Annotated in this window: 17 protein-coding genes and 1 riboswitch; of the genes, 6 read left to right on the plus strand and 11 right to left on the minus strand. The window is 38.7% G+C overall.

All coding sequences use genetic code 11. The features are described from left to right. The first annotated feature begins 122 nt into the window (after window positions 1–122). The gene (locus tag HCK02_RS11225; protein ID WP_167630203.1) at window positions 123–683 is read left to right on the plus strand and encodes a hypothetical protein; all 561 of its coding nucleotides are present in this window, start codon (window positions 123–125) and stop codon (window positions 681–683) included. 99 nt (window positions 684–782) lie between these two features. Beyond that, on the plus strand, window positions 783–1,301 hold the full coding sequence (locus tag HCK02_RS11230) for a GrpB family protein (protein ID WP_167630204.1): 519 nt from the start codon (window positions 783–785) through the stop codon (window positions 1,299–1,301). Window positions 1,302–1,377: 76 nt separating this feature from the next. Here HCK02_RS11230 and HCK02_RS11235 read toward each other — a convergent pair whose 3' ends face one another. Next, the gene (locus HCK02_RS11235) at window positions 1,378–1,947 is read right to left on the minus strand and encodes a DUF5067 domain-containing protein (RefSeq protein WP_167630205.1); all 570 of its coding nucleotides are present in this window, start codon (window positions 1,945–1,947) and stop codon (window positions 1,378–1,380) included. Window positions 1,948–2,154: 207 nt separating this feature from the next. On the opposite strand from HCK02_RS11235, the gene HCK02_RS11240 reads away from it, so the two are divergent. From HCK02_RS11240 to HCK02_RS11250, 3 genes are all read left to right on the plus strand, one after another. Next, a complete protein-coding gene (locus tag HCK02_RS11240; RefSeq protein WP_167630206.1) occupies window positions 2,155–3,348 on the plus strand; it encodes a phosphoenolpyruvate hydrolase family protein in 1,194 nt (397 codons plus the stop codon). A gap of 121 nt (window positions 3,349–3,469) precedes the next feature. Next, window positions 3,470–4,699: a Tm-1-like ATP-binding domain-containing protein gene (locus HCK02_RS11245; RefSeq protein ID WP_167630207.1), complete on the plus strand. Its 1,230-nt coding sequence runs from the start codon at window positions 3,470–3,472 to the stop codon at window positions 4,697–4,699. Continuing rightward, window positions 4,692–5,525: a phosphoenolpyruvate hydrolase family protein gene (locus HCK02_RS11250; RefSeq protein ID WP_167630208.1), complete on the plus strand. Its 834-nt coding sequence runs from the start codon at window positions 4,692–4,694 to the stop codon at window positions 5,523–5,525. The genes HCK02_RS11245 and HCK02_RS11250 overlap by 8 nt, the downstream gene beginning before the upstream one ends. Before the next feature lie 51 nt (window positions 5,526–5,576). On the opposite strand, the gene ribH is transcribed toward HCK02_RS11250, so the two are convergent. Genes ribH through ribD form a run of 4 tightly spaced genes read right to left on the minus strand, consistent with a single transcriptional unit; the run spans window position 5,577 to window position 8,922 of the window. Further along, window positions 5,577–6,041, minus strand: a complete 465-nt coding sequence (gene ribH, locus HCK02_RS11255; RefSeq protein WP_167630209.1) for a 6,7-dimethyl-8-ribityllumazine synthase — start codon at window positions 6,039–6,041, stop codon at window positions 5,577–5,579. A gap of 18 nt (window positions 6,042–6,059) precedes the next feature. Continuing rightward, window positions 6,060–7,241, minus strand: a complete 1,182-nt coding sequence (ribA, locus tag HCK02_RS11260) for a GTP cyclohydrolase II (protein ID WP_167630210.1) — start codon at window positions 7,239–7,241, stop codon at window positions 6,060–6,062. Then, on the minus strand, window positions 7,238–7,861 hold the full coding sequence (locus HCK02_RS11265) for a riboflavin synthase (protein WP_167630211.1): 624 nt from the start codon (window positions 7,859–7,861) through the stop codon (window positions 7,238–7,240). The genes ribA and HCK02_RS11265 overlap by 4 nt, the downstream gene beginning before the upstream one ends. A 2-nt stretch (window positions 7,862–7,863) precedes the next feature. Beyond that, window positions 7,864–8,922 carry a bifunctional diaminohydroxyphosphoribosylaminopyrimidine deaminase/5-amino-6-(5-phosphoribosylamino)uracil reductase RibD gene (gene ribD, locus HCK02_RS11270; protein ID WP_167630212.1) on the minus strand — a complete coding sequence of 353 codons (1,059 nt, stop codon included), beginning with the start codon at window positions 8,920–8,922 and terminating at the stop codon, window positions 7,864–7,866. Window positions 8,923–9,035: 113 nt separating this feature from the next. After that, window positions 9,036–9,170: riboswitch (FMN riboswitch) on the minus strand. 167 nt (window positions 9,171–9,337) lie between these two features. Here ribD and HCK02_RS11275 point away from each other — a divergent pair. Continuing rightward, window positions 9,338–9,754, plus strand: a complete 417-nt coding sequence (locus HCK02_RS11275; protein ID WP_208970475.1) for a DUF6157 family protein — start codon at window positions 9,338–9,340, stop codon at window positions 9,752–9,754. A gap of 125 nt (window positions 9,755–9,879) precedes the next feature. Here the strand turns inward: HCK02_RS11275 and HCK02_RS11280 are convergent, their stop codons facing one another. The 6 genes from HCK02_RS11280 to HCK02_RS11305 form a co-directional block, all read right to left on the minus strand. Beyond that, entirely contained in the window at window positions 9,880–11,097 is a 1,218-nt protein-coding gene (locus HCK02_RS11280) for an IS110 family RNA-guided transposase (RefSeq protein ID WP_167630213.1), read from the minus strand. Between the two features lie 294 nt (window positions 11,098–11,391). Continuing rightward, on the minus strand, window positions 11,392–11,763 hold the full coding sequence (locus HCK02_RS11285) for a hypothetical protein (RefSeq protein ID WP_167630214.1): 372 nt from the start codon (window positions 11,761–11,763) through the stop codon (window positions 11,392–11,394). A 4-nt stretch (window positions 11,764–11,767) separates the two neighbouring features. After that, window positions 11,768–13,030, minus strand: a complete 1,263-nt coding sequence (locus HCK02_RS11290; protein ID WP_167630215.1) for an alpha/beta hydrolase family protein — start codon at window positions 13,028–13,030, stop codon at window positions 11,768–11,770. Next, window positions 13,023–13,427, minus strand: coding sequence for a DUF1310 family protein (locus HCK02_RS11295; protein ID WP_167630216.1), 405 nt, complete (start codon window positions 13,425–13,427; stop codon window positions 13,023–13,025). Before HCK02_RS11295 ends, HCK02_RS11290 begins: the two co-directional genes overlap by 8 nt. Next, complete coding sequence (locus tag HCK02_RS11300) at window positions 13,424–14,122, minus strand: DUF1310 family protein (protein ID WP_167630217.1); 699 nt, start codon at window positions 14,120–14,122, stop codon at window positions 13,424–13,426. Before HCK02_RS11300 ends, HCK02_RS11295 begins: the two co-directional genes overlap by 4 nt. Window positions 14,123–14,238: 116 nt before the next feature. After that, window positions 14,239–14,532, minus strand: coding sequence for a WXG100 family type VII secretion target (locus tag HCK02_RS11305; RefSeq protein ID WP_036071587.1), 294 nt, complete (start codon window positions 14,530–14,532; stop codon window positions 14,239–14,241). Between the last annotated feature and the right edge of the window lie 258 nt (window positions 14,533–14,790).

Genomic DNA, 14,790 nt, shown 5'->3' on the forward strand with positions numbered 1-14,790 from the left:
GTCTTATTACAATTCTTTTTTCTGTATTGTCTCGAAGCAAAGAGAAAATAAAAGATGCGGGAATAAGTGGAATACAGTTTTATAAACCTGTATGATAAACATGTGTTATAAAGGAGATTATCATGAAATTTAAAAACAAAAAAACAAATGACATAATTGATGCATATTCTATTGATTTAAGAGGTGAAAAGGCCTATGTGAAATTCAACAAAGATGGAAGGGAGTACACATATTTCAAAGAAAATATTGAGATAGTGAATTGTATAAAGAAAGAGGAAGATGCTTCTAATTTGAAAATATATAAGTTTGAAAAAAATTGCTATAAATGCCATAAAGAAACGACAATATATACGTACATTGTATTTGATGATGGAACAAATGAAAATGTAGAGTATCCGTGGGACAAAAAAAGATTATTAATAAACCAAAAAACTCTTATACATATGCAAGACCCAAGTATTGAATACTATGGATTAAAGGTAATTGGGGATGATAGAATATTAGACGAACAAATTTTGAATAAATATGTTGATAAGATATCGATAACTTATAGTCGGACCCAAAACAAGTCTTACCCAATGAACAAGTGCGAGTATTGTGGAGCAGGACAAGGCTGGTATTTTATTTACCGATATGTAAATGAAGAGATTCAAGCTATGAGAGAAATTGATTTAGATGTCTAATGAAAGTAATCGCGTGAAACATTGCTCATTAATGAGATTGGATGTTTGCAAAATGATGATCTGTAAAACTAAACTGAAGGAGTAGCGAGGAGTGAAAAAATGCAAATTACAGTTGTTGACTACGATTCTAACTGGGAAACCATGTATTTGAAAGAAGAACAGGCTCTTAAAGAGATGCTTCAAGAAGATTTGATAAGCAGTTTTCATATTGGAAGTACTTCTGTTTCAGGACTAAAAGCGAAACCCATTATTGACATCTTGCTTGTAGTAAACGATATTGCGGGGTTGGATGCCTTGTCATCCTCATTCGAAAAGCTTGGTTATGAAGTCATGGGGGAATTTGGAATAAAGGGAAGAAGGTATTTCCGTAAAGGTGGAGATAATCGAACGCACCAGATTCATGCTTTCCAGTTCGACCAGGTTCAAGACATCGAAAGACATTTATCTTTCAGAGATTATCTTCGTCAAAATCCACAAGTGTGCACGGCATATGGCGACTTGAAAAGCGAGCTCGCTGCTAAATATCCAAATGATATTGAAGGATATGGAGACGGCAAAGATGATTTTGTTAAAAAAGTTGAACAAGAAGCACTTAAATGGCATTGGAAAACTCGCTAAATTTCTATCACTCAAAAAGCCTTCCCATATCAACTAAAGGGAAGGCTTTTTAAATCTAGCGGAAAAAGGAACCATATTATTTCAATCGATATATTTTACTTCCAAGGTCTTTACCTAAAACCCCTTGCATAGCAATCAATTCTACAGGGGCATCCATATCCAAGATTTCAAAGGCAATAGCGGACCGAACCGTTGCGCCTGGCTTAACTTTTTTATCAGCTAATTTGTCAAGCGCATCAAACTTTTGGCTCAATGGCATCATCGCGAATTCCAATTCTTCAAAATCAGTTTCAGTTTCTTGAAAGGCCTCAAAGCAGTCCATAAATACATGAGCAGGTGTCATCGCATGATCGCTTTGATTCATATAGTCATAGGTGAGAACTAAAGTGGCAATTTCCACATCTTTTTCTGAATTTGGAAGTACAACTTCTGCATCTAGCAGTTTTATTGTAGCGTCATTAACTTTTAAAACATCATCTTTAAAATAAACCTCATCTTTTTTTGTTTTCTTGGGCTTTGTGGTACTACCCGTCTTGTGCTGCTCTTTTTTGCTACTCGAAGAAGCCTTGCTATCTCCGCATGCCGCTCCCGCTAAGCTAAGAGCTACAATGCTACTCGATAGCAAAATCTTTTTTACTGTCCCCAATGTGTTTTCTCTCCCTTTTATGTAAATATAATATGCAAAACAACGTAATTTTAGCATAAAGAGAGCTTAGAGTCTACAGGTTATCCCAATAATCTAAAAATCAATAAGAACGTGTTGGATCTTGGCCGCTTGTTTGCTTTCTCAAGCCTCCTCATGTAAGCTTTTCATAGTACGTTTTTTATTAACAAGAAAGCAGGTATATGCTTTATGAAACGAAATGAAATCTTGAAAAAACTACGTCGCGAACTCCGACTTGGTCATCATTTACTTGGCGTTGCAACAGGTACAGGAATGACCGCTAGCTATGCCGAACAAGGGGGCGCTGACTTCACATTAATTTTAAATTCTGGTCGCTTCAGACAAATGGGGCGGAGTTCACTTGCCGGCTTCTTACCATTTGCAAATAGTAACCAGCTTGTATTTGATTTTGCGATACGCGAAATTATTCCACTCATCCATAAAATTCCCGTTATTTTCGGATTAAATGGAACAGATCCAACGATGAATATCCCGCAATTTATTCAAACGATCAAGCAAAGTGGATTCTCAGGCGTTAATAATTACCCATCAGTCGGTCTTATTGATGGTGCTTTTCGCGAAGCTTTGGAAGCAGAAGGGAATCGTTATGATCTAGAAGTAGAGGCCATCCGTGCTGCTCATCAAGCCGATTTATTTACAGTTGCTTTTGTCTTTAATGCTGACCAAGTTCGCAAGATGGCGCAAGCAGGTGCTGACGTGATTTGTATTCATCTTGGGCTTACAAGTGGCGGCTTACTTGGGGCACAAAAAGTACTTTCCCTCGAAGCTGCTATCCAAGAAACCAAAACCATGCTCGAACGCATCCCTAAAAATCGCAAGAACGTTTTCAAAATGGTTTACGGCGGTCCAGTCAAAACGCTTGTCGATATTCGCTATCTATATAATCATGTTCCGGAACTCGATGGCTACATTGGCGGATCTACTTTCGAGCGTCTTCCTTCCGAAGAAGTGATCGTCCACCAAACACGTGACTTCAAAAAATCAGAAATCACCTCGGATGGGAGTTTACTCGCGCAAATGCTCGATGGTATTGAAAAACATTATGATTATGTCGAGTTTGTCAAAAAATATGTCGAAGCCAATTACAGCGAACCAATTCAATTAGCAGAACTCGCGCAAGTGGCCCATTTATCGCCCAGTTATTTAAGTACGCTTTTTAAGGAAAAAGTGGGGTATAGCTTTACTGAATATTTGATTCGCTTCCGCCTCAATAAGGCGGTCGAGTGGATGCAACAGGAGCCAAAACGGTCACTAAAAGAAATCGCTTTAGGAATCAATTATCAAGATTACGCGCAATTTAATAAGGTTTTCAAAAGATACATGGGCATCTCGCCAAAAGAATACCGAAAACAAATCACCTAATATAAAAACTATTTATCATAACATAAAAACGTTTACATAAATAGTGAAAGCGCTATAATAAAGGTGTAGTAAGTTAACGGACGCGCCCGTAGAAAGACTTCTTATGAAGGAGGATAATACTTTGAAAACAGTTGCGCTAATAGGCACCTTTGATACAAAAGGCGAGGAATACAGCTATATCAAGAAACAAATAGAAAAGCTCGGATTAAATGTCTTAACCATCCATGTTGGGGTATTTGAACCAGCTTTTAAACCAGATATTTCGAATCAACGAGTAGCAGAAGAAGCTGGGACGGATATTCGTTCTTTAGCCGAACGAAAAGATCGGGCTCATGCTACAGAAGTTTTATCACGTGGAATGGAAAAACTAGTGCCTAAATTATATGAACAAGGACGCTTTGACGGAGTTCTTTCTTTTGGTGGAACAGGCGGTACTTCGCTTGTGGCACCAGGGATGCGAGCTCTTCCAATCGGAGTTCCCAAAATCATTGTTTCGACTGTGGCTTCTGGTGATACATCGCCCTATATCGGAACTAGTGATTTGATCTTGATTCCTTCAATTGTTGATGTTGCTGGATTAAATAAAATTTCAGTTCAAATTTTCAACAACGCTGTTTTAGCAATGGCAGGCATGCTTAAATTTGAAACAGAGCCATTTACGAGTGATAAACCGCTGATTGCCGCTTCAATGTTTGGGGTAACGACACCAGCAATCAATTTTGCACGTCATTACTTGGAAGCGCGTGGCTATGAAGTTCTTGTTTTTCATGCAACAGGTGTTGGTGGCAAAACAATGGAATCCCTTATTCACTCAGGTTTTTTCCAAGGCGTTTTAGACTTAACGACAACAGAGTGGGCGGACGAACTAGTTGGTGGCGTTTTAAATGCTGGACCACAGCGTTTAGAAGCAGCTTCTAAAACAAGGACACCACAAGTAGTTTCCGTTGGTGCTTTAGATATGGTAAACTTTGGTCCTTATGAAACAGTTCCTGAAAAATTCAAATCACGCTTATTATATAAACACAATCCGACAGTTACGTTGATGCGTACAACCGAAGAAGAAAATAAACGAATCGGTGAAAAACTAGCAGAAAAATTAAATCTTGCTGAAGCCTATACGGCACTTATCATTCCAGAAAAAGGTGTTTCAGGAATTGATGTTGAAGGCGAACCTTTCCGCGGTGAAAAAGAAGACGCAATTTTATTCCAGACACTAACAGACCAAATAACAAATCCAGCAGTTGAAATGATTTACCGTCCAGAAGCTATTAATGACCAAACATTTGCAGAATTTGCGGCGCAAAAATTAATCACGTTAATCGAAGAGAAAGAAGGTAAAAATAATGAATAAACAAACAAGACAAGAAATTTTAGAAGCTTTTCGTGCAAGAATTAAACATGGCGAAGTATTAGTCGGAGTTGGAGCTGGCACAGGTATAACAGCTAAAAGCAGTGAAGCTGGCGGAGCGGATATGTTGATTATTTACAATTCAGGACGTTACCGGATGGCAGGGCGCGGCTCGCTTGCAGGCTTACTTTCTTATGGAGATGCCAACCAAATTGTTGTAGAGATGGGAAGTGAAGTACTCCCAGTTGTGGAAAATACGCCAGTCCTTGCAGGTGTATGCGGCACAGATCCATTCCGTGTTATGGATGTTTATTTAAAACAATTAAAAGAACAAGGCTTTAATGGCGTTCAAAATTTCCCAACAGTCGGCTTAATTGATGGCACATTCCGTCAAAATTTAGAAGAAACTAACATGGGTTATGACTTAGAAGTGGATATGATTCAGAAAGCGCATGAATTAGATCTTCTCACCACACCTTATGTATTTGATCCAGAGCAAGCTCGTAAAATGGCTGAAGCAGGCGCAGATATTTTAGTAGCACACATGGGGCTTACAACGAAAGGAACCATTGGCGCGAAAACGGCGCTTACACTTGATGATTGCGTGACAAAAATTGAAGAAATCATTCAAGCAGGTCGCAAAGTGAATCCAGATATTTTAGTCATTTGTCATGGGGGCCCAATCGCTGAACCAGAAGATGCGAAATATGTGATTGAACATACCTCAGGCATTGATGGGTTCTTCGGGGCTTCAAGCATTGAACGTTTCGCAGCAGAAAAAGGAATTAAGCACCAAACTGAAAACTTCAAAGCGATTAAAAAGAATTAATGAACAAAAGCACGTAACTCCATTTAGTGAGTTTCGTGCTTTTTTTACTTTTTAGTTCACCAATTGATTGAGGGATACCATTTCGAGTAAGCCTTGAGCGACTTCGCTTCCTTTGTTTCCAGCTTTTGTTCCAGCCCGTTCAATCGCTTGCTCAATCGTCTCGGTTGTTAAAACGCCAAACAAGACAGGAATGTCTGCATCAAGTCCAATGTGTGCAACACCTTTTGCGACTTCATTACTGACAAGTTCATAATGCGTTGTTGCACCTCGGATAACGGCTCCAAGTGTTAGTACGCCATCATATCGGCCTGTTTTCACCAGTTTTTTTGTCAGGTAAGGAATTTCAAATGCGCCTGGAACCCAGTACACATCAATGTCGTCTTCCGAAACTCCGTGGCGAAGTAAGTTATCTTTGGCACCTGCTAAAAGTTTTGCAGTGATAAATTCATTGAAACGTGAAATTACGATTCCTACTTTTACTTGTTTTCCATCAAAATTTCCTTCAAATGTCGTCATAATTCATTCTCCTTTAATTTAAAATGATAATAAATGGTGAAATTTGTCTTTTTTGGTTTTTAAGTAAGCGGCATTTTCTGTTACTGGTTGAATTTCTAATGGAATTCGTTTGCGTACGTCAATGCCGAGTGCTTCAAGTTCCGCAATTTTATCAGGATTGTTCGTCATCAAATCCACTTGTTTTACGCCAAGTGCGTTCAAAATTTGAACCGCGAAGCGATAATCTCGCTCGTCAGGCTTAAAGCCCAGTTCAACATTTGCTTCCAAAGTGTCAAGGCCGTTTTCTTGCAGTTTGTAGGCTCTCAGCTTGTTCTTTAAGCCAATTCCCCGACCTTCTTGCCTTAAGTAAAGAATAGCGCCCTGACCATTTTCTTCAATCAAGCGCATCGCCTCGTGCAACTGCTCTCCGCAATCACAGCGGTGCGAACCAAAAATGTCACCTGTTATACACTCAGAATGAATTCGTAGCAAGAGTGGAGTATCCGCGTTTTTTATCGCTCCTTTAGAAAGCAACAAGTGCTCTTTACCCGCTTGATCTTCAAAAAGTGTTAAATCAAATTCGCCAAATGCACTAGGTAGCTTTACACTTGTTTCTTCTTGCACCGTTAAATAAGTGACGAGTTCTTCTACCGTAATAAGTGGCATTTCCCATTCCTCCGCGAGGGTTTCTAGTTGCGGCCGGCGCGCCATCGAGCCATCTTCATTTAAAATTTCACAAATATAAGCGGCCGCCGGTCCACCTGCAAGTTTAGCAAGATCAACCGCTGCTTCTGTATGACCTCGTCGTTCAAGGACGCCACCATCTTTTGCAATCAGCGGGAAAATATGTCCTGGCCGGTTGAAATCCGTCGCCATGCTCGTTGGTTTCGCCAGCTCCTCGATCGTTTTTGCGCGATCAAATGCCGAAATACCCGTAGAAGTTTCCTTATGATCCACACTAACCGTAAACGCCGTCCCAAAGCTATCCGTGTTTCGTTCGAGCATTTCCGAAAGCTCCAAACGCTTTGCGAGTTCTGCCGAAATAGGAGCACAAAGTAAGCCACGTGCTTGTTTCACAATAAAATTAATAGCTTCAGGCGTCACTGCACTCGCAAGCCCGACGAGATCACCTTCAGCTTCCCGGTTGTCATCATCTGCCACGATAATCAGCCCGCCTTGCTTGAGCCGCTCAATCGCTTCTTTAATCTTCCATTGACTCATAAATAAAACGCCTCTTTTCTTTCTTTGCTAGAAACAGGGGATTGGGCCTTGAGATATTTGCCCACCATATCTGTTTCGATATTGACCAGTTCACCTCGTCTTAAACTGCCAAGATTCGTTTCATGCTTGGAATGGGGAATCAAGCTGACAGAAAAAGTACGCCCAGAAACTTCCGTAACCGTGAGACTTACCCCGTTTAATGCTACTGAGCCTTGCGGAATAATTTCACCTTGGAGTTCTGCGGGGTAGTTGAATGTCAAAACGAGCGCATTTTGATGTTGAATTTGTTTCACAAGCCGAATCGTTTGATCCACATGGCCTGCTACAAGATGCCCCTCAAGACGCCCATGAAATAAAAGAGCCCGCTCAAGATTGACTTCATCTCCGACTTTGAGGCGAGCGAAAGTCGTCCGGTTAAATGTTTCCGGCATAATATCCACCGTAAAACTTTGCTTGCTTTTCGAAACAGCCGTCAAGCAAACGCCATTAATCGCCATGCTGTCGCCAACTTCATACCCATCCAGAAGCTCTTCCGAAGCGCTGCAAGACAACTTAATCGTGCTTCTTTCTCGCATCAATTTTGAAACCTTTCCTTTTCCTTGAATCAATCCAGTAAACATCGCTAGCACCTTCTTCCAGAAATTCTAATATCTTGTCCAATTTGTTCGACAGAAAGATCCCCAACCAAAGTCACATCCGCAACCTCACGTGAACTTGTAAAACTTGCCGTTCCATTCCCGCCAATCAAAGTAGGAGAGAGGTAGCTAATCACTTCATCCCAATAACCACTTGCAAGAAAAGCATCATGGATACGAGCGCCACCTTCCACATAAATGGATTGAAGTTTGCGTTCCTTGAGTTCCCGCACAACGCTTGCCACCGAAACTTGATCTTGCTGAATCACTTCCACATGTTCAGGCAAAAGAGACTGACGAACCTTTTTCTCAGTGAAAACGAGGACGGGGCTCCGCTGATTTTGAAAGATATCCAAATCATCTCTAGCGAGCGTTCGCCCGCGCCTATCAAGGACAATCTGACTGGGCTGAAAAACGCATTCATCAGCAGCGAGTAAAGTTGGATTGTCAAGGAGCACTGTTTCACTGCCAACTAAAATTCCTTGATAGCGGCCACGTTCCGCGTGCACAAAACGTGAAGTTTCTTGCCCGGTTATGGCTGTTCGTTTTTTGAATAGCGCTAATTTTCCGTCTAAAGTAACCGCTTGTTTGAGTGTGATAAAAGGCCTTCCGGTTTCGAAATAGAAATTATAAAAAGGATTTAACGCGCGAGCTTCTATTTCGAGAATTCCCGTTATCACTTCAATCCCGTGCCGCTCCAGTTTTTCTTTCCCGCTTCCTGCAACGAGCGGATTCGGGTCGAGCTGTGCAATCACAACTTGTTTGATGCCGCTTTTTAAAATCAAATCTGTGCATGGCGGTTGTTTGCCGTGGTGATTACAAGATTCAAGTGTAACGTAAAGAGTTGAATTGAGTAGCTTTTCGGGAGACTTGCATGAAAGAATCGCGTTGTTTTCGGCATGTGGTTCACCAAATTTCAAATGTGCCCCGCAAGCAATTATTTGATCGTTTTGGACGATAACGGCACCCACAAGCGGGTTCGTGAAGGTTTTTCCTTGACCGAGCTTCGCTTGTTTTATCGCTTCAGCCATATAAAATTCATGCAAAAAAATTCCTCCCTTCTAAACAAAAAAGCCCCGTGTAAAAAACACGAGGCTAACTTAAATAAACTTAAAAGCATCACAAAAAAGTAGAGACTACTCCTTTGAAAAATCCCATAAGTTTTCTTCTCCCATCCAGACTTTAACTGTCGGTTCCAGAGTTTCACTGGATCAACCGCACGCGTGCGGGTCACGGACTCCAAGCTTTGCTTGTTACCGTCGGTCGGGAATTACGCCCTGCCCCGAAGAAACGTATTCAATTCTTTGTCATCATACTCTTTTGAGGCTGATCTGTCAATGATCTTTGTGTAAACTTTGCGTAATTTTTGACAGAGGGTTTGTTTGAAAAAGAGGAGTTTTGTATAATGTAGTTAACGAAATGACAGGTGGTTGAAGCTAGGAAGCAGAGGAGGTGAATGCAATGAGTTATCAAAATACATTTATTTTAGTTTCTGAAGATACGAAAGCAAATTTTGGAACAGAGCCTCCATTTAAGGAAAAGCCAACCATAGCTATGCTTGAATATCAAATTATCACTGCTCATCCTTATGAGAAAACGGAAGCGGATGTTCAGTTTGAATGTGAAGTGCTTCGAAAAAATTTGGATTTTTCTACAATGCAAGATGAAGAAGAGGCACGTCAAGCATTTTTTGCTAAGCCTCATGCCTGTTTTCGTTCATCACCACTCGTTAAAACTTATGGATTTGGCATTCACTATGATGAAAATGGACATATCATGATTTATGGGATGGAGACAACAGCCTATCAAAAACTAGCACAAGATCAGAAGCTAATCATCAAAAAAGGCATGAGAAGTAGACGGGAAAAGAACAAGTGACTAGTGTCGTACATGGTTATTTCTTACGATTAGTCAATAGTAATAGAACTTTTTTATATGATAAATTAGTTCTTTTTTTTTATGTAGTTTGGGGCATGCCAAATAAACCCATTGAAAATTAATTTTTAAGCGTTCAATGCTTCTTCATAATTATAAATGATGTCGTTCTGTATTAAATAAAATATTGTTCGTAGAAATTTATTCATAGTAGCTATTACCGCAACTTTATGGCACTTGTTCATCGGATCAGACTTTAATTTGTAATAGTACTCTTTCAAATGATTATTTTCAGAGGTTTTTGTGCGAATCATGTTTATAATGACTAAATATAAAATTTTCCTCAAGAACTTGTTACCACGCTTATTAATTTTATCTCGTAGTTGAAATTTACCAGATTGGTATCTTTTAATATCAATACCAACAAAGGCATTTATCTGTTTAGAGTTGTTGAAACGACTAATATCACCTAATTCAGCAATTATTCGGACTGCTGAGTTAATACCTATACAAGGAATGCTAAGCAAGATTTTATATTCTGGAAGTGATTTAGCTATTATATCCATATGCTTGGTGATAGCCTTTTTCTGTGCGATCAATTCTTGATATCTTAGTGCGTAATTTTTCAATTGTATATTTACAGGATGGAATTCATCAACAGATGGGTAGCTATCTTTAGCTGCCGAAGTTAGCTCCATTGCTTTTTCGTGGGCACGTTCTTTTGAGATGGTTTTGTTGGTATTTTTAAGAATATTATTTTTTATTACTGTCTTTGAATCTTTTAAGACTAGGTTGGGATGGGGGTATAGTCGTACTAAATTAAGGAATAAGGTAGATTTTGAGGTGAACATTAGTTCTAATTCAGGAAAAGTTAATTGAATACAACTGTGTAATCTCCCCCGTACTATTGCTAATTCTTCGTCAATTTCCAAATAATAGCGAGATAGTTGTTTTAATTCATTATATTTATTAGGTGATTGTCTATAAATCTTATTTTTGTTTTTTAATTGGGCGATAGCCATGTTATGCGCATCAATTTTATCGTTTTTATTGTTTCGTAATGATTTAGATTGAAAGCTGGCTTCTAATGGATTGAGTTTTGAATAATTATATCCTTCGGAAGTAAGGTATCGTTCCAGAGATCTAGAATAAACCCCTGTAGCTTCAAAAACAATTTCTATGTTATCTTCATTTTTTTCTGAGTATTGTTGAAGCTTTCTGCCCAACTCCTGAAAAGATGGAGTTGAATGATGAATCCAATCCTCAAATACACACGATTCGAAAGAATCATAGATAACCATAAAACTTTTCCCCATGCTGACATCAAAAGCAACTACATAATTCATAAAAAACCTCCAGTTAATTAAATTGAAGAACTTTACCTAGCTCTACCGATTCCAATTTCTTTTACACGATCTCGTGGATCCAACATATTAAAAACTGATTCAATTAGAGATAGTAAAGACGACCCGTTTTTTTGACGGACTCGAAGTCCTAATAACCATTCGATCTATTCTTCACGTTTAACTATAAAAAAATAGTTATGAAAGTCAATGCCTTGACCCTCATAACTAATCTTAATATGTTTTTTGGCACAATTGATTAAATTTAAGACCTTGTAACACTCTTTCGCGTTCCAACTAATTCGCCTCGCCTTCTCTATCTTTTCGAAGTAAATCCTCTTCTAAACGCGCGACATCTTTTCTATACTGTGCGTCTACCTCTTCATTCTGTTCTTCAAGAGTTGATAATTCCTTGCGTACGATATAACTTACTTCATCTTGCGCTTGACTAAGCATATTATAACCATATGAAAGTGGCGGAATAGCTTCGGGGTCATAATTTGAAACGATAAAGCGCAAGCGCTCGGCTTTGTCATCTAACATTTTAGAAAATTGATGGTTAGCTTCTTGAACCTCTTCCATTCTATCCTCTAGTAGCCTCGTTTGTCGGTTGTAGTCGTCTTCTAAGTCGTTAATTCGTTGCATGATTGCTCGTTTTGATAGTTCCAATTTATCACCCCTCCGCAAGAGTTCGCGCTAGTTCTTGATCTTTTTCAATTACTTCATTAATCGCATGTTGAATTTGATTGATGACGTCATTATAAGCTTCTTCGATTTCTTTAAGCTTACTTAATTTAATCTTACGTTGCTCGATCGGCTTAAGTTTTATTTTTGCTTCTGTTGCCCCGCCGTCTGCTAGCGCGCCAATAATTTCGGTTTCTGTTAGTGAATCTCCATAATGTCGAGCATCTGCAAGTGTACTCCTCCATAATTCGCGGGCTTGTTCTATATCTTTTTTATAGTGTTTCTCTAACTTATCACATGTTCGCTTTAATCTAGCTTGCATAGTTCGAACGCGAACAAATGCCTCTGACGCTTCGAGAAATTTTTCCTCCGAGGAGGTTAAACCGCCCCCGCCTGCACTTAGTTTTTTCTTAAGTTTTGCGAGGTATTTCAAGCTCTGGCTTTGTAAAATTGCCGATTGTTTCGCCGACCCTGCTTCTGTCAGTTTTAAATTGCCTTCTTTGTCGAATTGATAGCCACCCCACATGTGTTGTTTTCCAAGGTTCCCCGTGTCTTTTCCGTCTACATAGAGAACATTTCCAACTGCGGGCTTATTGTTTCCGTAGCCAAGTGGGACAAAGTCGAGAAGATCGGCATAAATAAACCCTTTATTTGAAGCTGTGAAAGCATCTGCAATCTTCTTTTGCTCGGCGTTTAGAAGGTTGTAAATATTAGGGCACTGGTATAAGTAAGCTCCGCCAATGCGTTTAAGTTGTTCTTTGCTTAAATCAGCAATAGCATAGCTCCCATTCATTCCCCCAAGAGAGTGCGCGTATACATACGTTTTAGCATTGGGGTAAGTATCCAATGTGTTTTTTAAAGTCTTCGCCGAACTTTTTAATTGCGGGGTTGCTGTTCCTTTCCCTGCTAGAATCATAGCCGCCGCGGGTATGTCATTCATAAGCCAATCAGCCGCAACATCGTTATTAGTGTCAGGTTTACCCCAAGCAAGCTCATCAGGGGCAGAAGAACCGCGGTACAACACTATCACTTCTTTAACTTTTTCACGTTCGGAAAGTGGAGAATTAGCAGTTATTTTATCCCCTCCTTTTGTGACTATATAGGTCTGTTCGCCTGTTGCCCTGTTGTCGATGGTTTGGGAGACTTTTCCCGATACTGTATTACCTTTTTCAATAAAATCATCTCCAACTTTCAACTTATCATATTCTTTTTTGGCTATTTTAACATTTTGTTCATCTGTATACTTATTCACTACGCTTCAACTCCAATTTATTTGAAAGTTTACCTGCTATACTTGAAACAATATCAGAATCAAAATTCCCTGAACTGTCTTTATCAAGGTTAAAATCAATTGTTAAGTTTTTATCATCATTTACATATATTTGCCCGTTGATCCCCCCCATTGGATTAGCTTTTATAGTTTCATTGTTTACTTGATACTTTTTTATAATTCCTTGATCTGTTAAAGCATTTCCATCTAGCTTTTTTAAACTATCTTCAAAAATCCTTTTAACCTCTTCACTATGTACAATTTCCGTCATTTCTTTTTCTTGTTCGTTTTTCATGTGTTTATCAACTCCTATTTTTATACCAATTCCGATAACAATAAGTAATACTATACTTGTAATAATTATTAGTGTTTTTTTCATTTTGCTCTTCTCGATCCTCCTTTTAGTAAGTTTGAAAGATTTTCAGACAGTGAATAGTTAGCTACTGTATATTTTTCTTTTTCAATGTCTTCGCTGATATTCTTAATTTTCATTTTAATCTTTAAGTTAACATCATTGTTTACTATTAAGTTCAATTTAATAACACTAAACTCATCAGGAGCTCCAGAAGCTCCCCCTGCAATTGATTTATCTTCAATTGAGTAAGTTCGTATTTTCCCATTTTCGGTTAGTGCCTCATGATCTAATTTTCTAAGTAAATTTTCAAGCAATATTTTTATGTCTTTACTATGGACAGTGAAAAGCCTGTCAAGTTCTGCACTATAAGTTAAACTACCTATTTCTAGTTTTCCGTCTGTTTTATCTATATGAGGGCTAAAGTCTAATTTTTTATTGTCATTAATAATTAAATCAACTTCGACCCCGCCCATAGGATTATGAGAAATACTATCTCCATCAATTTTATAACTCTTTATAATGCCTTTTTCTGTAAAAGCATTCTGATCGTATTCCCTTAGTACTTTTCTGTATAGATTCTTTGCTTCTTTACTGTGTGCCACCTTAACAGATTCTTTATTAATCTTATAGGCTTCATAACTGCATTGACCAAGTAATAAAATAGGAATCAGCATTATAACAAATAACACCAACAAAAATAATTTTTTTAGTTCTCCCATTTCTCCACCTCTTAGCTGTCAATTATGTAACAAAAATACCCGCCTTACAAAACACCCCTTATAATCATATAAGGGGCATTTCTAAATTACAACTTACTACAAACCTACACCAAAAATTAAAATCCGAAATTCTGGGACAGTTGTTGGTCTTGTTCTTCCACTGCACTGGCAGTTTTTTGGAGTTGTTGTTCAATTTGATCCATCAAATTCGCAAACTCGGTTACTTTCGGTTTTAATTGATTGAATTGGTCATCAAAGCGCGCAAATGCTTGCCCTTCCCATTCACTGCGAAGTTGTTCTTGTGTTTGCGATAAACGTTGCAACATTTGTTCGATATCGCGTGCGCTTGTGCCGTAAGTTTTCGCGCGATCGCGTAACTCGGCGGGGGTCATTCTGATTTGTCCAGACATGAAACTCATCTCCTATTTTATGTATTTTTCTTGCAATTATACTATAGCACATTTTTTATAGATAATTGTGTCTAATTTTTGAACTTTCGTGTCAAATAGCGGGAAAAGTTATCTTTTGACTGAATGAAAATTCATTTGTAAAAGAGTAAAAACAACCTAGCTTTCAAATAATGTATGTAAAGCAAAAAAGGGAATCCCTATAACCACATGCTTTTTTAAACATCCAAAATAGACTCGCGTATACATGCACAAAAAAAT

This window comes from Listeria valentina (genome assembly GCF_011800755.1).
Lineage (GTDB): Bacteria > Bacillota > Bacilli > Lactobacillales > Listeriaceae > Listeria > Listeria valentina.